The organism is Streptomyces sp. NPDC028308, from assembly GCF_055565855.1.
The window spans coordinates 44,520-64,716 of record NZ_JBVHTO010000004.1; the positions used below are offsets into that span (position 1 = coordinate 44,520).

18 protein-coding genes are annotated in these 20,197 nt (G+C 71.7%); 13 read left to right on the forward strand and 5 right to left on the reverse strand.

Annotated features, from left to right (window positions below; genetic code table 11):
- Positions 1-145 precede the first annotated feature (145 nt).
- From ACZ4VA_RS10420 to ACZ4VA_RS10430, 3 genes are all read left to right on the forward strand, one after another.
- Positions 146-646, forward strand: a complete 501-nt coding sequence (locus tag ACZ4VA_RS10420; RefSeq protein WP_356244039.1) for a hypothetical protein — start codon at positions 146-148, stop codon at positions 644-646.
- 113 nt (positions 647-759) lie between these two features.
- Entirely contained in the window at positions 760-930 is a 171-nt protein-coding gene (locus ACZ4VA_RS10425; protein WP_355795605.1) for a hydrophobic protein, read from the forward strand.
- 51 nt (positions 931-981) lie between these two features.
- Entirely contained in the window at positions 982-1,551 is a 570-nt protein-coding gene (locus tag ACZ4VA_RS10430) for a Dps family protein (protein ID WP_355795608.1), read from the forward strand.
- A 321-nt stretch (positions 1,552-1,872) separates the two neighbouring features.
- On the opposite strand, the gene ACZ4VA_RS10435 is transcribed toward ACZ4VA_RS10430, so the two are convergent.
- Entirely contained in the window at positions 1,873-2,808 is a 936-nt protein-coding gene (locus tag ACZ4VA_RS10435) for an anti-sigma factor RsbA family regulatory protein (RefSeq protein ID WP_468080788.1), read from the reverse strand.
- Positions 2,805-3,167 (reverse strand): STAS domain-containing protein, encoded by a 363-nt coding sequence (locus ACZ4VA_RS10440; RefSeq protein WP_389389394.1) that lies wholly within the window; start codon positions 3,165-3,167, stop codon positions 2,805-2,807. The genes ACZ4VA_RS10435 and ACZ4VA_RS10440 overlap by 4 nt, the downstream gene beginning before the upstream one ends.
- 256 nt (positions 3,168-3,423) lie before the next feature.
- Between ACZ4VA_RS10440 and ACZ4VA_RS10445 the strand changes: the two genes are divergently transcribed.
- From ACZ4VA_RS10445 to ACZ4VA_RS10460, 4 genes are all read left to right on the forward strand, one after another.
- Entirely contained in the window at positions 3,424-4,302 is an 879-nt protein-coding gene (locus tag ACZ4VA_RS10445) for an RNA polymerase sigma factor SigF (RefSeq protein WP_355786582.1), read from the forward strand.
- A gap of 426 nt (positions 4,303-4,728) precedes the next feature.
- On the forward strand, positions 4,729-9,009 hold the full coding sequence (locus tag ACZ4VA_RS10450; RefSeq protein ID WP_468080791.1) for a HAMP domain-containing protein: 4,281 nt from the start codon (positions 4,729-4,731) through the stop codon (positions 9,007-9,009).
- Between the two features lie 100 nt (positions 9,010-9,109).
- Positions 9,110-11,602 carry a SpoIIE family protein phosphatase gene (locus ACZ4VA_RS10455; RefSeq protein ID WP_468080793.1) on the forward strand — a complete coding sequence of 831 codons (2,493 nt, stop codon included), beginning with the start codon at positions 9,110-9,112 and terminating at the stop codon, positions 11,600-11,602.
- A 202-nt stretch (positions 11,603-11,804) separates the two neighbouring features.
- A complete protein-coding gene (locus ACZ4VA_RS10460) occupies positions 11,805-12,182 on the forward strand; it encodes an STAS domain-containing protein (protein ID WP_389389391.1) in 378 nt (125 codons plus the stop codon).
- Between the two features lie 229 nt (positions 12,183-12,411).
- Here the strand turns inward: ACZ4VA_RS10460 and ACZ4VA_RS10465 are convergent, their stop codons facing one another.
- Positions 12,412-12,843 (reverse strand): MarR family winged helix-turn-helix transcriptional regulator, encoded by a 432-nt coding sequence (locus tag ACZ4VA_RS10465; protein WP_356175272.1) that lies wholly within the window; start codon positions 12,841-12,843, stop codon positions 12,412-12,414.
- Between the two features lie 198 nt (positions 12,844-13,041).
- On the opposite strand from ACZ4VA_RS10465, the gene ACZ4VA_RS10470 reads away from it, so the two are divergent.
- The 6 genes from ACZ4VA_RS10470 (at position 13,042) to ACZ4VA_RS10495 (ending at position 18,891) form a co-directional block, all read left to right on the forward strand.
- A complete protein-coding gene (locus ACZ4VA_RS10470) occupies positions 13,042-14,217 on the forward strand; it encodes a PP2C family protein-serine/threonine phosphatase (RefSeq protein WP_452919540.1) in 1,176 nt (391 codons plus the stop codon).
- Between the two features lie 139 nt (positions 14,218-14,356).
- The gene (locus ACZ4VA_RS10475; protein WP_356175267.1) at positions 14,357-15,253 is read left to right on the forward strand and encodes an STAS domain-containing protein; all 897 of its coding nucleotides are present in this window, start codon (positions 14,357-14,359) and stop codon (positions 15,251-15,253) included.
- Positions 15,250-15,666, forward strand: coding sequence for an STAS domain-containing protein (locus tag ACZ4VA_RS10480; RefSeq protein ID WP_468080796.1), 417 nt, complete (start codon positions 15,250-15,252; stop codon positions 15,664-15,666). Before ACZ4VA_RS10475 ends, ACZ4VA_RS10480 begins: the two co-directional genes overlap by 4 nt.
- A 47-nt stretch (positions 15,667-15,713) precedes the next feature.
- Entirely contained in the window at positions 15,714-16,109 is a 396-nt protein-coding gene (locus tag ACZ4VA_RS10485) for an anti-sigma regulatory factor (protein ID WP_355789707.1), read from the forward strand.
- Positions 16,106-17,173 carry an ATP-binding protein gene (locus tag ACZ4VA_RS10490; protein WP_468080798.1) on the forward strand — a complete coding sequence of 356 codons (1,068 nt, stop codon included), beginning with the start codon at positions 16,106-16,108 and terminating at the stop codon, positions 17,171-17,173. Before ACZ4VA_RS10485 ends, ACZ4VA_RS10490 begins: the two co-directional genes overlap by 4 nt.
- Positions 17,170-18,891, forward strand: coding sequence for a PP2C family protein-serine/threonine phosphatase (locus tag ACZ4VA_RS10495; RefSeq protein WP_468080800.1), 1,722 nt, complete (start codon positions 17,170-17,172; stop codon positions 18,889-18,891). The genes ACZ4VA_RS10490 and ACZ4VA_RS10495 overlap by 4 nt, the downstream gene beginning before the upstream one ends.
- Positions 18,892-18,972: 81 nt before the next feature.
- On the opposite strand, the gene ACZ4VA_RS10500 is transcribed toward ACZ4VA_RS10495, so the two are convergent.
- Together ACZ4VA_RS10500 and ACZ4VA_RS10505 are read right to left on the reverse strand one after the other, a co-directional pair.
- Positions 18,973-19,260 carry a DUF4190 domain-containing protein gene (locus ACZ4VA_RS10500; RefSeq protein WP_389389386.1) on the reverse strand — a complete coding sequence of 96 codons (288 nt, stop codon included), beginning with the start codon at positions 19,258-19,260 and terminating at the stop codon, positions 18,973-18,975.
- A gap of 96 nt (positions 19,261-19,356) precedes the next feature.
- Positions 19,357-20,073 carry a GAF and ANTAR domain-containing protein gene (locus ACZ4VA_RS10505; RefSeq protein WP_402373836.1) on the reverse strand — a complete coding sequence of 239 codons (717 nt, stop codon included), beginning with the start codon at positions 20,071-20,073 and terminating at the stop codon, positions 19,357-19,359.
- Positions 20,074-20,197: the final 124 nt, after the last annotated feature.

Genomic DNA, 20,197 nt, shown 5'->3' on the forward strand with positions numbered 1-20,197 from the left:
CTCCATCGGGCCGAGGGATACGGATCGGGGAAACGCAGCCTCGCGCCTGCGGGCGGGCCGGCCATCGGCCGAATCACCGGCCTCGGCATGTGAGGGTCGCCACCTCCCGGCCGTCCGCCCGGCGGCGGCTGGCACACTGCTCGCCATGGCCTCGTTCACCCCCGCCCGCGCGCTCCTCCTCCTCACCGGCGGGCTGACCTGCCTCCTCGCGGCCACGGGCGGGCTCCTCGGCGCTCTTGTCGGGGGCACGGTCGTGGGCCTCCTCGCGGCGCTCGCCGCGGCCACGGCCGGCGCCACCGCCTCGGTCCTCGTCCGGCGGCGTGCCCTGGCGGACTTCGGCGCGGCGCAGCAACGGGCCGGGGCCCGCGGATACGCGGAGGGCATCGCGCACGGCGTGCTGGTCCAGGTCGCCGCTTACGAGGCCGCCGTCTTCCCGCGTTCCGGACCCTCGGGCGTCACCCCGGAGGAACGGGCGGCGCGCCGCTCCCTGGCGTACCGGATGGCGGCCGTCGACGAGGTCCCGGAGACCGTCAGGAAGGCCGCGGCGGACGCGCTCGCGCTCCTCGACCGCGCCGACCGGACGGCTGCCGAGGAGGCACTGACGGAACTCGCGGCGATGGTGCGCAGGGAATACGTACGCGTCTGACAGAGAGCCCGGCGCGTTCCCGCCCGGTCGTCCGGGCCCTTTCGTCCGCCTCGCCCCGGCATACGTGTATCGGGAAAGAACCGGGGCACGTGAGGGCTTGGAGGTTGATGACAATGGTTCCGCTTCTTCTGGTTCTCCTGCTCGCCCTGCTCCTTTTCGGAGCCGGCTTCGCCCTCAAGGCGCTCTGGTGGATCGCGGTCATCGTGCTCGTCGTCTGGCTGCTGGGCTTCGTGATGCGTTCCGGAGCGTCCGGCGGGCGGCGCGGACGCTGGTACCGCTGGTAGAAGACACGGCGAATCGCACCGCAATCAGCCCCACACGAAGGGAGAGAATTGATGTCGACGTCCACGACCCCGAACTACACGGTCCCCGGACTCAGCACGCACGACGGCGGAAAGGTCATCGATCTGCTGCGTATGCGTCTGCACGCCCTGAACGACCTTTCCCTGACGCTGAAGCACGTCCACTGGAATGTCGTCGGGCCGCATTTCATCGCCGTGCACGAAATGCTCGACCCGCAGGTGGACCGGGTGCGCGAGATGGCCGACGACACCGCCGAGCGCATCTCCGCCCTCGGCGGCGTGCCGCACGGCACCCCGGGCGCCCTGGTCGCCGAGCGCACCTGGGACGACTACGACGTCGGTCGCGCCGACGCCATCGCCCACCTCGGCGCCCTCGACCTGGTCTACACCGGCATCATCGAGGACCATCGCGCGGCGATGACCGAGGTGGGCAAGACCGACCCGGTGACGGAGGACATCCTCATCGAGCAGCTGCGGGCTCTGGAGCAGTTCCAGTGGTTCGTACGGGCGCACCTGGAGAGCTCCGGCGGCACCCTGTCCACGGCCGGCGCGCAGACCGAGCGCCAGGCGGCACAGGACGCCGAGCAGGGCGGGACGCGCTAGGGCCTGTCGTTTGGATCAGGCCGGTGTCGCGGGGTCTGGCACGCACATCTGCGGCGTTGTCGTCGGTCGCCGACTCCCCCACTCTCGGCTCCGCTCGAGCGGGGGGACCCCCATCGCTTCGACTCCCTCCTCCGCCTTGCAGCTGCACGCACCAGACCCCGCTCGGGTCGGCCGGGACGAACCGTCTGTCACGGCCGACCTGATCCAAACGACAGGCCCTAGCCGTCCACCCGTTCATCGGCGAAGGCCCGGCCCCTCGGGGGTCCGGGCCTTTCGTGCGTCACGGGGTCGGGGTCCCGCTGGCCCCGAAAGGGTGTGGGGTCAGGCGCGAGGGAGGTAGCTGCGCACCGTCGTGCCCACCGCTCCGCTGTGCACGCGGACCAGGTCGGACAGGTAGTGCACGAGGAGCAGACCGCGGCCGCCGAGCTGCTGCGGGGGCGCGGGGCGCCGGCCCGCCAGCAGGTCGGTCAGCTTCCCGTCGTCCTGCACCTCGCAGACGATCTGGTCGTTCTCGGCCCAGATCCGCACCGTGCCGGAGCCGCCCCCGTGCACGACGCTGTTGGTGGTCAGCTCCGCGACGACGAGCGCCAGGTCCTGGAGCCGGGGAGCGCTCATCCCGAGCTCCCGGGCCTCGGCGAGCGCGAAGTCGCGGGTGACCGGCAGGGCTTCCGCGTCGAAGGCGGTCGTCGCCGCTCCGGGCGGGTGGCGAAGCGTTTCGTTGAAGCGTGCGAGCACGCTGTCGACCGCGTAGGCGGTGCTGACCTGCTCCTCGCCCCCGTCGATGAGCACGGGGTGCGTGGCCCGCGCGTCGTCGATCACGTCGGCGGGCAGCGCTTCGGCGTCGTAGGGACACAGGATCGTCACGTCCCGGCCGCTGAACGCCACGTTGATCAGGGCCTCGTGCTGGACGCAGGCCGGGTACTCCACGGCGGTCCGGCCGGCCCAGATCGGCTCGCCGATGATACGGACGTGGCTGCCGGAGTGGCGGTCGGCGAACGCGCGCAGGACCGCCGGGATGATGCGGCCGGGGTTGCGGCCCGCCTGCGTCATGTCCACGAAGTGCACCTCGGCCGCCGACTCCCCCAGCGCCGATCTGATCAGGTCCAGCTGCCGGACGGGCGCCGCCACCGCCACCGGCTGGGCCGCCTCCAGGCCGCCCAGCAGGAAGGGCACGGTCCCCTCCACGTAGTCCTGGTCGCCGCGGTAGAAGAGCGCGGGGTGGACGAAGGGGTCGGGTCGGGTGGCCGTACTCGTCATGCCGCCACCTCAATCGTCCGAAGGTCTGGCCAGAACATATGCAGGATCCGCTCGAGTTCGGGCGGAGGCTGTTCCAGTACCAGACGCCGCTTCCCATGCAGGCTTTGTGCGGTGCGCGCCAGATCGGCGGCCCCGGCGACGTCGACGAACGTGATCGCCGACATCTCCAGGAAGCAGACGTGGTCGGACCGGCGCGCCAGCTGGCCCAGGGCGTCCCGCCAGACGGGACGGGTGGGCGGGCTGATCTCGCCGATCATACGTATACCCGGTCGCTCCACGAGTGCGTATGCCTGGAGCACGGCTCCACCGAGCTGCCGAGAGACGGGGGCCACCTCCGGCCCACCACCGCCGTACGCCATTTGCACCGCCTCACATGAGAGGCCCAAGCGTACTCGGCCGTACCGACGGCCCGCCGCCTTCCCTGAGGCTCCGGCACCGGGGCGGGGTCACCCGTCCGGGCCGCGGCGCCGCCCACCGCGGCCGGCCCGGGGCGGACGGCCGTTCACTCCAGTCACTCTGGTATGCATGTTTTCGTCAGTTCGGGTGGATTAGATCTCTCGAACCCGGGCAGACGCGCTCTGTCATTCAAGATCTTCGACGATTGGGGTGGACGGCATGGCAGCCGTGACGGCGGTGCAGGCAACGGGCACGGCGCGCGAGGCGGCCGAGGTCTCCGAGACGGACCTCCCCTTCATCGACGACCCCTCGAAGGTCAAGCCGAAGGACGCCCGCGACCTCTCGCGCCAGTTCTTCGACCGGCTCGCGGTGCTGGAGGAGGGCACGCACGAGTACCAGTACGTGCGCAACACCCTGATCGAGATGAACCTCTCCCTGGTGCGCTACGCCGCCTCGCGCTTCCGCAGCCGCGGCGACTCCATGGAGGACATCGTCCAGGTCGGCACCATCGGCCTGATCAAGGCGATCGACCGGTTCGAGCTGACGCGCGAGGTCGAGTTCACCTCCTTCGCCGTCCCCTACATCGTCGGCGAGATCAAGCGCTTCTTCCGTGACACCAGCTGGGCCGTCCACGTGCCCCGCCGGCTCCAGGAGGCCCGCGTCGAGCTCGCCAAGGCCACCGAGGAACTGCAGACCCGCCTCGGCCGCAACCCCACCACGCGCGAGCTGTCGGAACTGATGTCCCTCCCCGAGGAGGACGTCATCGAGGCCCGCAAGGCCGCCAACGCCTACAGCCCGACGTCCCTGGACGCGGCGCTCGTCGGCAACGGCGGGGCGGACGGCGAGAGCGTGCTGGCCGACTTCATCGGTGAGGACGACCCCTCCCTCCAGCTCGTCGAGGACTTCCACTCCCTGGCCCCGCTGATCGCCGAGCTCGACGACCGCGAGCGGCAGATCGTCCACCTGCGGTTCGTGGAGGAGCGCACCCAGGCCCAGATCGGTGAGGAGCTCGGCATCTCCCAGATGCACGTCTCGCGGCTGATCACCCGCATCCTGAAGCGCCTGCGCAAGGGCCTGCTGGACCCGGCCGTCGCCTGACACCCCTGACCCCCGCGAGGCCCCCGGTCCCGCCGTCCCGGTCGTCACCGTCCCCTCGGTGCACCAGGGCGGCGGGATCTTCGCGTCCGCCCGCGTACGCCGTCCCCCGCACCTCGGCGGCACCGGCGGGGACTCGGGACTCGGCGGTTTTCGCGGCGGCCCGGAGGGGGACAGACCGAGAGGGTTCTGTATATCCCCACTTCGCGAAGTCATGCCTCGTCCCGGCAACTTTCTCGGCCGTACCGTTGGTTACGCCCACCGCTTTGTTCAGCACGTGCCTTCTGGGTTAGCCTGCGGCGTATTTTCTCATCGGCAGATCCGTGATCTGCGGGAATACCGTGTACGGCATGTGAGACCGTCCGCGGGTGCGGCGTGGTTCCGAGTCCTTCTCCCGGGGACTCTTGGGGAGCGGAACGAGGGGTACGCATGACCGTCACAACGACCGAGCCTTCGAGCCGGACGCCGGGCGAGCAGGAGCTGCGGCAACTGCTGGCCGGCCTGACAGCCGTGCGCGACGGAGACTTCGGCACACGTCTGCCGGACGAGGCCGGTGGCCTTCTGGGCGACATCGCCACCGTGTTCAACGGCATGGTGGACCAGCTGTCGGTGTTCACCTCCGAGGTGACCCGGGTGGCCCGCGAGGTGGGCACCGAGGGAACCCTGGGCGGCCAGGCCGAGGTCCCGGGAGTCTCCGGCACCTGGGCGGATCTGACCGACTCGGTCAACGCCATGGCCGGAAACCTCACCACCCAGGTCCGCGACATCGCCCAGGTCGCCACGGCCGTCGCCAAGGGCGACCTCTCCCAGAAGATCGACGTCCCCGCGCGCGGCGAGATCCTCCAGCTGAAGGAGACCGTCAACACGATGGTCGACCAGCTGTCCGCCTTCGCCGACGAGGTCACCCGCGTCGCCCGCGAGGTGGGCAGCGAGGGGCGCCTCGGCGGCCAGGCCCAGGTGCCGGGCGTCGGCGGTGTGTGGCGGGACCTCACCGACTCGGTGAACCTCATGGCGGGCAACCTCACCGCCCAGGTCCGCAACGTGGCGCAGGTGACCACGGCGGTGGCCAAGGGCGACCTCTCCCAGAAGATCACCGTGGACGCCCGCGGCGAGATCCTGGAACTGAAGTCCACCATCAACACGATGGTCGACCAGTTGTCCGCCTTCGCCGACGAGGTCACCCGAGTCGCCCGCGAGGTCGGTACCGAGGGACGCCTCGGCGGCCAGGCCGACGTCAAGGGCGTCAAGGGCACCTGGCGCGACCTCACCGACTCCGTGAACTTCATGGCGGGGAACCTGACCTCGCAGGTCCGGTCCATCGCCCAGGTGGCCACGGCGGTGGCCAAGGGCGACCTCTCCCAGAAGATCACCGTGGACGCCCGCGGCGAGATCCTGGAGCTCAAGGACACCATCAACACGATGGTCGACCAGCTGTCCGCCTTCGCCGACGAGGTCACCCGAGTCGCCCGCGAGGTGGGCACCGCCGGCAACCTGGGCGGCCAGGCCACCGTGCGCGGTGTCTCCGGCACCTGGAAGGACCTGACCGACAACGTCAACGTGATGGCGTCGAACCTGACCGGTCAGGTGCGGTCCATCGCGCAGGTCGCCACGGCCGTGGCGCGCGGCGACCTCTCCCAGAAGATCACCGTCGAGGCCAAGGGCGAGGTGGCGGCGCTCGCGGACGTCATCAACACGATGGTCGACACCCTGTCCGCGTTCGCCGACGAGGTCACCCGCGTGGCCCGCGAGGTGGGCACCGAGGGCCGTCTCGGCGGCCAGGCGCACGTGCCGAACGTGGCGGGCACCTGGAAGGACCTCACCGACAACGTCAACTCGATGGCCAACAACCTCACCGGCCAGGTGCGCAACATCGCGCTGGTGACCACCGCGGTGGCCAAGGGCGACCTGTCGAAGAAGATCGACGTCGACGCCCGCGGCGAGATCCTGGAACTCAAGACGACCATCAACACGATGGTCGACCAGCTCTCCGCCTTCGCCGCCGAGGTGACCCGAGTGGCGCGCGAGGTGGGCAGCGAGGGCCGCCTGGGTGGCCAGGCCGAGGTCGAGGGCGTCTCCGGTACGTGGAAGCGGCTGACGGAGAACGTGAACGAGCTGGCGGGGAACCTGACCCGCCAGGTGCGGGCCATCGCCGAGGTCGCGAGCGCCGTGGCCGAGGGCGACCTGACCCGCTCCATCACCGTGGAGGCCTCGGGCGAGGTCGCCGAGCTGAAGGACAACATCAACTCCATGGTGGAGTCCCTGCGTGAGACCACGCGGGCCAACCAGGAGCAGGACTGGCTCAAGACCAACCTGGCGCGCATCTCGGGTCTCATGCAGGGCTACCGGGACCTGGACGTCGTCGCCGAGCTGATCATGGACGAGCTCACACCGCTGGTGTCCGCCCAGTTCGGCGCCTTCTACCTCGCCGAGGACACCCCCCGCGGCACCGAGCTGCGGCTCGTCGGCTCGTACGGGTACCCCGACGACAACGACCGACCGGCCCGTATCCCGATGGGACGCTCGCTGGTCGGACAGGCGGCCCGCAGCCGCCGCGCCATCACCGTGGACCAGTTGCCGCCGGGCTACGTCACCATCTCTTCGGGCCTCGGCCAGACGGTGCCCACCGCACTCGTCGTCCTGCCCATCGTGGTCGAGGAGCAGGTGCTCGGCGTCATCGAGCTGGCCTCGGTGGCCCGCTTCACGCCGGTCCACCAGACCTTCCTCGAGCAGCTGATGGAGACCATCGGCGTCAACGTCAGCACCATCGTGGCCAACGCCCGCACCGACGAGCTGCTCGGCGAGTCCCAGCGGCTCACCGCCGAGCTCCAGGCCCGCTCGGAGGAACTGCAGGTCCAGCAGGACGAGCTGCAGCGCTCCAACGCCGAACTGGAGGACAAGGCCTCGCTGCTCGCCACGCAGAACCGCGACATCGAGGCCAAGAACCTGCAGATCGAGCAGGCCCGCCAGGAGCTGGAGGCCCGCGCCCAGCAGCTGTCGCTGGCGTCGAAGTACAAGTCGGAGTTCCTGGCGAACATGAGCCACGAGCTGCGGACGCCGCTCAACAGCCTCCTCATCCTCGCCCAGCTGCTCGCGCAGAACCCCTCGCGCAACCTCACCCCCAAGCAGGTCGAGTACGCGGGCATCATCCACTCCGCGGGCTCCGACCTGCTGCAGCTGATCAACGACATCCTCGACCTGTCCAAGGTCGAGGCCGGAAAGATGGACGTCACCCCGGAGCGGGTCCCGCTGCGGCAGCTCCTGGAGTACGTCGAGGCCACGTTCCGGCCGATGACGTCGCAGAAGAGCCTGGAGTTCACCATCAGCACGGCGCCCGGCGCCCCCGGTGATCTGCTCACCGACGACTCCCGGCTGCGCCAGGTCCTGCGCAACCTGCTCTCGAACGCGGTCAAGTTCACCGAGCAGGGCAGCGTCGAACTGCGCATCGAACCGGCGGCCGGCGACGAGGTGCCCAAGGGCGTGCTGCGTGAGGGCACGATCGTCGCCTTCCGCGTGAAGGACACCGGTATCGGCATCCCGGAGCAGCAGCTGGAGACGATCTTCGGGGCCTTCCAGCAGGCGGACGGCACCACGAGCCGCAAGTACGGCGGCACCGGTCTCGGCCTGTCGATCACCCGTGAGATCGCCCACCTGCTCGGCGGCGCGGTCACCGTGGACAGCACGCCCGGCCAGGGCAGCACGTTCACGCTGTTCCTGCCGGTCGCCCGCCCCGACTTCGAGGAGCTGCTCAGCTGCACCCGCCAGCTGGAGCCGGCGCCGGCCGAGCCGACCGCCGAGGTCGTGTCCGTCCGGCGTACGGTGCCGGCCGCGCCCGGCGCCGCCAGGCAGGCCCGGCGGCGGCTGCTGGTCGTCGAGGAACGCCCCCGCGGACTGCTGACCCTCGTCGCCGAGAGCGCGGTCGGGGACGTCAGCCGCAGCCGCGAGGAGGTCGAGGGCCGCGAGACGGTCGACGTGATCACGGTCGTGGGAGCGCAGGAGGCGGCGAGCGCGCTGGCCGCGGAGCCCTGCCACTGCGTGGTCCTGGAACTCGGCATGCCGGAGGGCGAGGCGGCCCACTTCCTCCAGGCGGTCGAGGGGGACTCGGCGCTGGCGAGCGTGCCCGTGCTGATCCACAACGGCAACCGGCTGGACCTGGCGCAGGAGCGGGCACTGCGGTCCCTGTGCGGGGACCGGCCGCTGGAGTTCCTCTCCAGCCTGGACGAGCTGCGGGAGCGGATCGCCCTGCACCTCTCCGCGGAGGAGCCCGGTGACGTGCTGCCGCTGGTGCGCGGCGCCGAGGAGGCCCAGCAGCAGGACGCGCAGCTCGTCGGGGAGGCGTTCCACGGGGCGACCGTGCTCGTGGTCGACGACGACGCGCGCAACCTCTTCGCCCTCAGTGGGATCCTGGAGCTGCACGGCTTCCAGGTACTGCACGCGGAGAACGGCAGAAAGGGCATCGAGACGCTGGTCAACCACCCCGACGTCGCGCTGATCCTGATGGACGTGATGATGCCGGAGATGGACGGCTACACGGCCACGGCGGAGATCCGCAAGATGCCGCAGTACGCCGACCTGCCGATCATCGCGGTCACTGCGAAGGCGATGCCCGGCGACCGGGAGAAGAGTCTCCTGTCGGGTGCCAGCGACTACGTGACCAAGCCGGTCGACACGAACGACCTCATCGCCTGCGTCCGGCGCTGGCTGAGCGTGTGACACCGGATGGCCCCGGCCGGTTCGCCGAGCCGGCCGGGCGCCGTCCCGCACCCCACCTTCCCCGCGCCAGCCGGCGTCCCAGCCGAGGAGCAACCGCACAGTGAGCATTCCTGAGGAGTCCGGCGAGTCCGGCCCCGGCGAACAGCCCGTCGGATCCACGGCTCCCTCCCTTCCGCCGGCCGCTTCGAGCGAGCTCGACGAGGTCGCCGGCCCCGGCTCGGAGGCCGCCGTGCCCGCCGACGACCTGCCGGACGCCCCGTCCACGTCCCCGGTGGGCAGACTGGCCGCGACCGTGGAGCGGCTGCGGCGCGAGGTCCAGGCCGCTCAGGCCGAGGCCGACGGGCGTGCCCTGATCGAACTCGCGAAGGGCATCCTGGTCGAGCGGCTGGGCTGTGGTCCCGCGCAGGCCGCCCGGCAGCTGGCCGAGCTGACCGAGCAGGCCAAGGTGCCCATGCTCGAACTGGCCGTCGACGTCATCAACCAGGCGGCACGCGACCGGCTGTCCGAGGTGACGAGCACCTTCCTCGCCACCGCGACGGATCCCGGGTCCGCCCCCGACGCCTCCTCCGCCGTACGGCTGCGTGAGGCGGAGAGCGGGGCGCTGGCCGCCGACGACACGCAGGCGGTCGCCGACTCGCTGCTGCAGCACGCCCTGGCCCCGCTGGGTGCGGCGGCCGTGGCCATCTGGGCGGCGGGCGCCGACGGTTCGCTGACGCTGGCGGGCTGCGCCGGTTTCTCCACGGCGGAGGCGGCCCGCTGGCGCTACGTGCCGCCGGGTGTGGCGACGGTGGCACGCCGTGCCCTGTCGCACCGTACGACCCAGTGGACCGGTTCGCTGGCCGAGGAGGGCCTGCCGACCATCGGCAACGGGCACTTCCCGGGCGGTGGGCGGGTCGCCGCGCCGGCCGGGGCGGGCGGCCGCATCCACGGCGTCCTCGAGATCGCCTGGCCGTCCCCGCTGGAGCCGCAGTCACCTCAGGTCGTCCGTCAGGTCGAGGCCCTCGCGGAGCTGTGCGCCCACACGCTGGAGACGCAGCCGCTCCTGGTCGACGGCGCCGAGGCCCGCGGCCCGCTGACGGCCGACGTCTCCGAGCTGATGGACCTGGTCGACGGGCTGCACGACCCCGCGCTCGTCCTCGTGCCCCACCTCGGTGACGACGGACACCTCTCGGACTTCCGCATCCGGCACGTGAACAGCCGCTTCCTCGATCCCGCGGGCCGGCCGCGCGGCGTCGTCAACGGCGCGCTGCTGCTGGAGGCGTATCCGATGGCGGCCGGCGAGAGCGAGCTCTTCCAGCGCGTCGAGCGGGTCTACGCCACGGGCGAGCCGTTCCGTGCCCGGCGGATGGACCTCACGGCCCTGGTCGACCAGGTGCCGCTGGCGGCCGTCGCCGACATCAGCGTGAGCCGGCACGGCGACAGCGTGCTGCTCATCTGGCGGATCGAGGACGAGACCGCGCGGCTCGCCAGTCTGCTCCAGCACGCGCAGCGGCTCGGCCGGATCGGCGGCTTCGAGGAGAACCTCCTCACCGGCGAGATCACCTGGAACGGCACGCTCTTCGACCTCTACGGGCGGTCCACGTCCAGCTCCCCCGTGCCGCTGGAGGAGCTGGCCGCCCACGCGCACCCCGACGACGCCGTCACCATCGGCCGCTTCCTGCGAACGCTGCTGCACCACCGGCGGCCGGCCACGGCGGCGTTCCGGCTCCAGCGTCCCGGCGGGGTGACCCGGCACATCCGGGTGGTGGCCGAACCGGTGCTCGACGTCGACGACCGCCCCCTCGTCGTACGCGGCGCGTACCAGGACATCTCGGCCCAGCACTGGACGGAGGTGGCGCTGGCGGCCACCCGCGACCAGCTGGCGCACAGCGAGCAGCAGGCCCACGAGCGGGCCCGGCTGACCCTCCAGCTCCAGCACGCGATCATGCCCCCGACCCAGGCCCCCCTGAAGGCGCCCGGTATCCAGGCGGCCGTGCGCTACCGCCCCGCGGAGACCGAACAGCTGGTCGGCGGCGACTGGTACGACGCCGTGGTGCTGCCCTCGGGGCTGGTCCTGTTGTGCGTGGGCGACGTGGCGGGCCACGGCATAGAGGCCGCGACCAGCATGGTGGTGCTGCGCAACGCGCTGCGCGGGCTCGCCGTGACGGGCGCGGGTCCCGGTCAGCTCCTGTCGTGGCTCAACATCGTGGCCCACCACCTGACGGGTGCCGTCACGGCGACGGCGGTCTGCGGCCTCTACGACCCGGACACCCGGGTGCTGCGGTGGGCGCGGGCCGGTCATCTGCCACCGGTGCTCATCCGGGACACGGAGGCGACTCCGCTCCCCCTTCTCAAGGGCATACTGCTCGGCGCCGTGCCGGAGGCCGCCTTCGAGGAGTCCGAGGTGCAGCTCGCGGTGGACGACACGCTGCTGATGTACACGGACGGTCTGATCGAACGGCGTGACCGGTCGGTGGAGGAGTCGCTGAAGCAGCTGCTGACCACCGCACGGGCGACCGCTCCCTCGCTGGACCACCAGCTGGACCGGCTGCTGACGTACAGCAGGTCGGACACGGACGACGACACCTGCATCGTCGGGATCCGGGTGGCGTAGGCCCGGGCACGGCCTCCCGGCGGTTAGGCCGCACGACCTCCATGTGTGCGTACCGCCTGGAGGGGTAGGCGTGCACGTGCTCCCCGCGTCCGGCACCGGACGGATCGCCCGGCGGACCTGCCGGCCCGGCAGACCGCCTCCGGCGCATCGAGCCCTGCTCAGCAGTGGGGAAGCCCGACTGTGGTGTCTAGTGGAGGTAACTGTGTCGACCGAGCGAGTTCCGGTGTCCGTCGACGTGACACTCCCTCGGGACGGTGTCGCCCTGCTCACCGTCGAGGGCTTCCTGGACGTCGACACGGTGCCTGAGCTGCGCCGTCACATGTCCGACCAGGTGAGCCGCGGCCGCTACCACCTGCTGCTGGACCTGGCCGCCGTCTCCTTCATGGACTCGTCCGGGATAAACGCGCTTCTGCAGGCCCGCGAGCAGACCCGGTCCGTCGGCGGCAGCGTCCGGCTCATCTCCCCCACTCCGACCGTCCGGCGCATCCTGGATCTCACCGGGGTGAACATGGCGGTGCCGTCGTCGGAGAGCGTGGACGCCGCTCTTGCTCAGGTGAGCGAACTCACCGGTCGGCAGTAGGCCCTTTCGGGGCAGAAGAACGCCGACGGCCTCACCGGCCGGACGAACGGAAAAATCCGAACAACAGTTGTCATTTGACAACTATGGCCGCCGGGCAACAATGTGATGACGCGTCGGACGCACGGAGAGGACCAAGGATGTCGCGCTGGGTGAGGCCGGCGGCCGGCGCAGGCCGGATCCGGCCCGCGAGCACGCGCGCCGCGGCACCGGCGGCGGACAGGTGCGCCGGTCAGGCCGTGCGTACGTCCAGGTCGGCGTCGACCTGCATCTCGGCCGCCGCGACGGCGCAGAAGGCCTCCAGCCCCTGGAGAAGCGCCGTGCGCTTCGCGGCGGGCATCTGGGCCAGCACCGACTCCAGGGCGCTCTCGCGGCGCACCCTCAGCTCCCGCAGGAACGACCGGCCCTGGTGGCTCAGGAAGAGGCACAGCTCGCGGCGGCTGGTGGCGCTGGGCACCCGCTCGACGTACCCGACGGCCTGGAGCCGGTCGCAGAGCCTGCTGGTGGAGGGCGGCGTCGAGCCGAGCCCGTCGGCGAGCGTGCGCAGGTTGATCCCCTCGTTGTGCTCGAGGATGAAGAGCACCCGCAGCTGGGAGGCGGAGACCGGTGCCGTGGAGGCCCGCCCCCAGAGGATCTCCAGCAGCTCGGCCGCCTCTGAGGTCACGCGAGCCACCTCACCGGGCTGCGGACGCGGGCCGGAGGAAGTCACCGTCTCACTCTCCCAGTCTTCTCGGGCACTGTCAGCTCGCCGGAACGACGTCAGACACAAAACAATAGACACCGGTACCCGTGGACGGACGGGCGACCTCTCCTCAGCACGGACCCGGAATCGTACTAGTCGAAGAATGGCGTATCCGACATCGTGAACAGATTCGTGGCTGCGGAGCGCGCTCTGCGCACCGCGGCTCCCCACCAACTGCTGGACGCCGCCCGCGAGGTCCTGGGCAGGTGCTTCGCGGCCGAGTCCGTCGACCTCTTCATGGCCGACTACGGACTCACCGTGCTCCAGCCGGTCTCCGAGCTTCCGCACACCACGGAACCGGTCCCGGTGCACAACAGCACCGTGGGCCGGGCCTTCGGCTCCCAGGAGCCCTTCGTCGAGGACCTCGGCACGGAACGGCGGCGTGCCCATCTCCCGGTGACCGTGCGCGGCGACCGGCTCGGCGTGCTGAGCGTGACGCTGCCCGCCGACCACCTCACCGAGGACACGCTCACGGAGCTCGCGGACATCGCCGAGGTGCTCGGCCACGAGGTGCTCGTGGCCGAACGCGACACCGACCTGTATCTCCAGGCACGCCGCAAGGACCGGCTGACGCTGGCGGCCGAGATGCAGTGGCAGCTGCTGCCCGGCCGCTCCTCCTCCCGCCCGGAGTACGACCTCGGCGCCCAGCTGGAGCCCGCCTACGCGATCTTCGGCGACAACTTCGACTGGTCGGCCAACGCGGACCGCCTGGTGCTCTACATAACCAACGGCATGGGCGAGGGCATCGAGGCCGCGCTGCTGACCCACCTGGGCATCAACGCGCTGCGCAACGCCCGCCGGGCGGGGATCCCCGTCGAGGACCAGGCGGCCCTCGCCGACCAGGCGATCTACGCGCAGTACCGCGGGTCCTCGCACCTGTCCGTGCTCATGGTGGACTTCGAGCTGTCCACCGGTCTGATGCGGGTGGTGGACGCCGGTTCGCCCCAGATGCTCCGGCTGCGGGACAAGCGGGTGGAGTGCGTCGAGTTCGAGGCGCAGCTGCCCCTCGGCATGTTCGACGAGACCGACTACGTCGTACAGGAGTTCCAGTGCGAGCCGGGCGACCGGCTGGTGTTCGTGAGCGACGGCGTGCACGCCGTCGCCGCGCCGGGCGGCGAGACGTACGGCGAGAAGGCACTGGAGCGGGCCATCACGTCCACGCGGCTGCTGCCCGCGGCTGAGGTGCCCCGCGCGGTCCTGCGGGAACTGACCGGTCACCGCGGCGGACCGAAGCCGCAGGACGACGCCCTCGTGGTGTGCCTGGACTGGCACGGCCGGCCCGCCCACGAACCCTAGGCGCCACCCGGCGGGGCGATCTTCCGCCGACGCGGTGACGGGCCCGCGCGCGGCGTGACTACAGTTGTCGCACGACAACAGACCGCGCCCTCCGGCATGCTCCCCGGGCCGGTCACCGTACGACGAAGGAGACGAGCACGTGGCGGACCACGAGGCGGCACACCGAGGTGCACCGGCGCAGGACGTCGGGGACTTCCTGCATCGCCGTCGCGAGCAGATCGCGCAGCGCTGGGCCGACGAGTCCCTGTTCCGCACCGTGTTCACGGTCTCCCGGGACGAGGCGGTGGAAGCGGGCAGGGCCGTGGTCGAGGCCTTGGCGGCGGTCGCCCTCGCGGACCAGGTCGAGGACCTGGCGGCCGCCGGTTTCAGCACGGTGCGCGAACAGCTGAGGCGCATGGCCGCCTCCCGCGCGCGTTCGGGTGCCACGTCCGCCCAGATCGCCCAGGAGGTCGCCGCCCTGCGGCCCTCCGTGACCGAACTGCTCAGAGCGGAGCCCGTCGGTGCCGGCGAGGGGCACGCCGAGGAGTGCGCGGTCACCCTCACCGCGCTGCTCGGAACCCTGCGGCTGGTCGTCCTGGAGACCACGCTCACCGCCGGCCAGGAGCTGATCGACCGTCAGCGGCTCCAGCTCCTCGAGGTCGCCACCCCCGTCATCAAGCTCTGGAACGGCGTCGTCGCCGTCCCTCTGATCGGCACCCTCGACAGCGCCCGCAGCCAGGTGGTGATGGAGAGCCTGCTCGAAGCCGTCGTCACCCAGCAGGCCCGCTTCGCGATCCTGGACATCACCGGCGTGCCGACCGTCGACTCGCTGGTGGCCCAGCACCTGATGAAGACCGTGGCGGCCGCACGCCTGATGGGAGCGGAATGCGTCGTCTCCGGCATCCGGCCCGCCATCGCCCAGACCATCGTCCACCTCGGCATCGACCTGGGGTCGGTGGTCACCCGCGCGAGCCTCGCCGACGCCCTGGAGTACGCCCTGCACCAGCAGGGCATCGTCGTCGTCGACCAGGAACGCACCGTTGCGAGCGCCCGGTGAGGGGCGGACCCATCGGCCTCTCCAGCGCCGCCGTGCCGGTCCTGAAGCTCGGCGACGTCCTGCTCGTCACGCTCCAGGGCGACCTGCAGGACTCGGCCGCCGAGCAGCTGAAGCACGACATCGGCGAGGCCGTCGTCGGCAGCTCCGTCAGCGGCGTCGTGATCGACATCTCCGGCGTCGAGATGGTCGACTCCTTCCTCGGCCGGGTGCTCGCGGAGATCGCGGCCACCGCCAGGCTGCTGGCCGCGCGGACGGTGGTGGCCGGGATGCGGCCCGCCGTCGCGATCACGCTGGTCGAACTCGGCCTGACCCTGCCCGGCCTGCGCACCGCGCTGGACGCCGAGGAGGCCATGCGGATGCTGACCTCGCCGCCCCCTCCCCCGCACAGCCCCGGACGCCAGGAGACCCCGTGACGGAAACCTCCGGCTGCGTCACCGCCCGTCTGCCGATCCGCTCGGACATGGACCTCGCGTGGGTGCGCCAGCACGTGCGCCAGTCGGCGGCCGAGCTCGGTTTCGGACTGGTGGAGCAGACGAAGCTGGTCACGGCGGCGAGCGAGCTCGCCCGCAACACCCTGGTGCACGGCGGGGGCGGCGAGGTCGAGTCCACCGTCCTGGAGAACGGTCTCGCGCGCGGCCTGCGCCTCGCCTTCCGCGACGAGGGGCCCGGCATCGCCGACGTCGAGCGCGCGCTGAGAGACGGCTACACCTCCGGCGGCGGGCTGGGCCTCGGACTCGGCGGCGCACGGCGGCTGGTGCACGAGTTCACCATCGACAGCCGCCCGGGCGCGGGCACCGCCGTCACCGTGATCAGCTGGTCGGCCGTCCCGCCGCATCAGCGTGAGGAGAGTCCATGACGCGCGTCTGGGATGTGCCGGTCCACGACTCCACGCGGGTACGGGACGCCCGGGTGGCCGCCGAGAGAGCCGCGGACCACGCGGGGCTCGACAAGGACCGTACGGCCGCGGCCGCGCTCGTCGCGACCGAACTCGCCACCAACCTGCTCAAGCACGCCGGGGGCGGACAGGTCCTGATCGACACCGTGGACGCCGGACTCACGCCCGACGGCGGGGGCCGGGCCGTGCAGATCCTGGCGATCGACCACGGCCCGGGCATCACGGACCTCCCCTCCGCCCTGAGCGACGGTTACTCCACGGCCTCCTCGCTCGGGGCCGGACTGGGCACCTGCCGGCGCGTCGCCGACGACTTCGACCTCCAGAGCACGCCCGGCCGCGGCACCGTCGCCCTGGCCCGGATCCGCGCCGTCCGCGGGGACCGGAGCGGGCGGGACGCCCAGGGCGCGGACGAGCGGGTGCGGGCGGGCGGCGTCAACATCCCCCTGGCCGCCGCCGAGCACTCGGGTGACGCGTGGGCCTGCGTGCGCGCCGGAGACCACGTGACGCTCCTGCTGGCCGACGGCCTCGGGCACGGCGAGGCGGCGGCCGAGGCGTCCGGCGCCGCCCTGGATGAACTGCGCCACCGGCCGCACCTGCCCCCGGTGGAACTGCTCGGCCGGCTGCACACCGCGCTCCGCCGCACCCGGGGAGCCGCCGTCGCCGTGGCCCGGCTCGACCTCGACGCGCGCACCCTGGACTTCGCCGGGGTCGGCAACGTCGGGGCACGGCTGCGCTCCGGCGGCGGCTGGCAGCCGCTGCTGTCCCACCCCGGCATAGTCGGCGCCCACCACCCGGCCCGGCTGCCCGGCCAGCGGCTGCCCTGGACGGCCGACAGCCTGCTCATCCTGCACAGCGACGGCCTGCCCAGCCGCTGGTCTCCCCCGCCCGCCGTCCCCCTCGACTCCCTCGACCCCGCCGTCACGGCCGCCGTCATCGTGCGTGACTCCAGCAGCGCCGCGAGGCCCGTGCGGGACGACACGACCGTGGCGGTGCTGACGCCTGTCCCGCCGGATCGCGAACCATGACCCATACCTGGCAGATCACCACGGTCGCCGACGCCGCCCGGGCGCGCATCGACACCGCCCGTATCGTGGCCGCCCACGGCGTCTCCACCCTGGAACGCACCCGGCTGGTCACCGCTCTCGGCGCGCAGCTGCGCCAGTGCCTCACCAAGGGCGGGACCTGGCGGCTCGACGTACGCACCGGTGCGCCCGGGCAGGACGGACGGCCCGGCCGCATCACGGCGAGCGTACGCTCGCACGAGGGCGCCGGTTCCGTCCCGCAGCAGCCGGCCTGGCAGGCGAGCGCGGAACTGCCCGGCGGGCACCAACCGGCGGCGGACCAGGCGCCGTTCGAGGGGACGAGCCTCGCCGACGCGCTGCTAAGCGCGGACGAGGACACGTCGATCGTCCTGGAGAACCTCGCCGAGCAGGAGGAGCTGGTCGCCTTCCACCGGGAGGAACTGCACCAGACGAACCAGGGCGTCCTCGCCCTGCACGCCGAACTCGACGCGGCCGGACGCGCCCAGCGCGAGCTGTTCACCGCCGAGCGCGAGGCCCGCAGGGAGGCCGAGCACGCGCGCCGCAGGCTGACGTTCCTCGCCGACGCGAGCGCCGCCCTCACCGCGTCCCTCAACCACGAGGAGATCCTGCGGCGTCTGCCCCAGCTGCTGGTGCCCGCCTACGCCCGCAGCGTCGACGTGTGGCTCTTCAGCGACCAGGACGAAGCCGGCAGACCGAGCCCCCGACCGGCGGCCGCCGTGGCCGCCGCCCGCACAGGACGCCCTCAGTACGCCGCAGACCATCCGGGGGGCCTGTCCGGCGTCGACGACCACCCGCCGTCGGCCCTGCACCCCACGCAGCCGCTGCTGTGCATCCCGCTGCCGACGCGCCACTCCCCGCTCGGCGTGGTCACGCTCACGCCTCCCGAAGCGCGGTGGGACGCCGACGACGCCGTCATGCTCGTCGAACTGGCCCGCCGGGCGAGCATCGCGATCGACAACGCCCAGCGCTTCGAGCACAACCGCGACATCGCCGAGACCCTCCAGCGTGCCCTGCTCACCGAGCTGCCGAGCACACCGGGCCTGCGCCTGGCCGCGCGCTACCTGCCCGCCACCCACGGCCTGAACATCGGCGGCGACTGGTACGACGCCTTCCGCCAGCCCGACGGCAGCCTGGTCACCGTCGTCGGCGACGTCACCGGGCACGGTCTGCACGCCGCCGTCATGATGAGCCAACTGCGCACCGCGCTGCGGGCCTACGCCGTCGACGGCGGCTCCCCCGGCCAGCTCCTGACCCGACTGCACATGTTCCTGCACCACCTCCAGCCCGACCTGTACGCGACCGCGGTCATCGCCCGCTTCCGGCCGGACGAGCCCACCGTCACCTGGGCCGCCGCCGGGCACCCGCCCCCCGTCCTGCGCACCCCCGAAGGCGAGGTGCGGATACTGGACGCCAGGCCCGGCGCCATGCTCGGCATCCCGCTCGACCAGGACATCCGCGACCACACGACACGGCTCGCTCCCGGTTCGACCCTCGCGCTCTACACCGACGGGCTGGTCGAACGGCGGGCTCAGGGCATCGATCCCGGGATCGAGCGGCTGGCGCGGGCCCTCGCCACCCAGCGGGTCCGCGACCTCGACCAGGATCTGGAAGGCACGGCCGACCGGATCCTGGACCCGATGCTGTACGACTCCGAGCGGGACGACGACGTCTGTCTCCTGCTCTGCCACCTCACCACCTGAGGGCCCCGGCGCACGCGACGACGAGGGGCCCCACCGGATCGGTTCCGGTGGGGCCCCTCCGTGACGTCCGTCGTCGGCCGGTCAGCTGCCCACGTACCAGGTGAAGCCGCCGTTCGACGCGGCCACCGCCAGGAGAACCGCGAAGATGACCAGGTCCACGATTCCGAGAACGACACCGGCCTTCGCCATTCCGCCGCCGCCCTTGACCCCGGCCTGACGCATTCCGATCACACCGAACACAATGGCAAGGGGACCGAGAACGATGTTCAGGAAGAAGAGTCCTACGATTCCGCACACAAGGCTCGCGATGGCCAGACCGTTCGTGCGCGATCCGGAGGACGCGGCAGAGGAACTGCCATAACTCGTCATCAGATTCTCCCGCTGTCGGTGCAGTTGGCGACAGCACCCGAGGAATTCAGGCGCTTCTTCGTTTACCGACCGTTCGGGTGCCCGGCAGAACTCCGCCTATTCCAACGGGCTGTCAGGTTTGTCGCCGGTCTCGCAGATCTGCCGGGCGATCTCACGGAGTTTGATGTTGTGGTCCTGGGAGGCCTTCTTCAGGACCTTGAACGCGGTCTCCTCGCTCAGCCCGTAGCGGCCCATCAGGATGCCCATGGCCTCCCCGATCTCGTGCCGGGTCTCCAGAGCGTGACTGAGCTGCGCGTGCGTCCGGGCCGCCGAGAACGCCACCGCCGCGTGCGAGGCGAGGATCCAGCCCGCGCGCTGCGCCGTCTCGTCGAAGGTGTAGGACCGCCGCGAGTAGAGATTGAGGGCGCCCAGGGAGTCGTCCTCGGTGAACAGGAGGAAGCCCATCATGCTGCCCATGCCCAGCTTCCTCAGCTCAGGGGCGAAGCGGGACCAGCGCTCGTGCGGCTGACGCAGGTCCTCGATGGCGTAGACCGGCTGGCGGTCGGCGACCGCGTCGAAGCAGGGCCCCTCCCGCAGGTCCTGCTGGATCCGGTCCGCCACGCGCACCACGTCGTCCGTCGCCGCCAGGGCGTGGACCTCTCCTCGCCGCACGGTGAGAATGCCCGCCTCGTCGCATCCCCTGATCAGCACGGTCGCGTGCTCGACCACCCGGTCCAGCGTGTCCTGGACCGACTCCTGCGCCAACAGGTCGCGGGCCATGTCCGCCAGACCGACGGCGAACTGCTCCCAGACCTCGCCGGGTTCCTGCGACATGTCCACCTGCCTCACCGATGGGGAACTGGCGCACACCTGGCGATTCCATCTTGCCACCATCGGGGCCCCCTCGCGCCGGGTCGGAACCCCCCGGCCTGCGTGCCGACAGCGGCAACGGTACGCC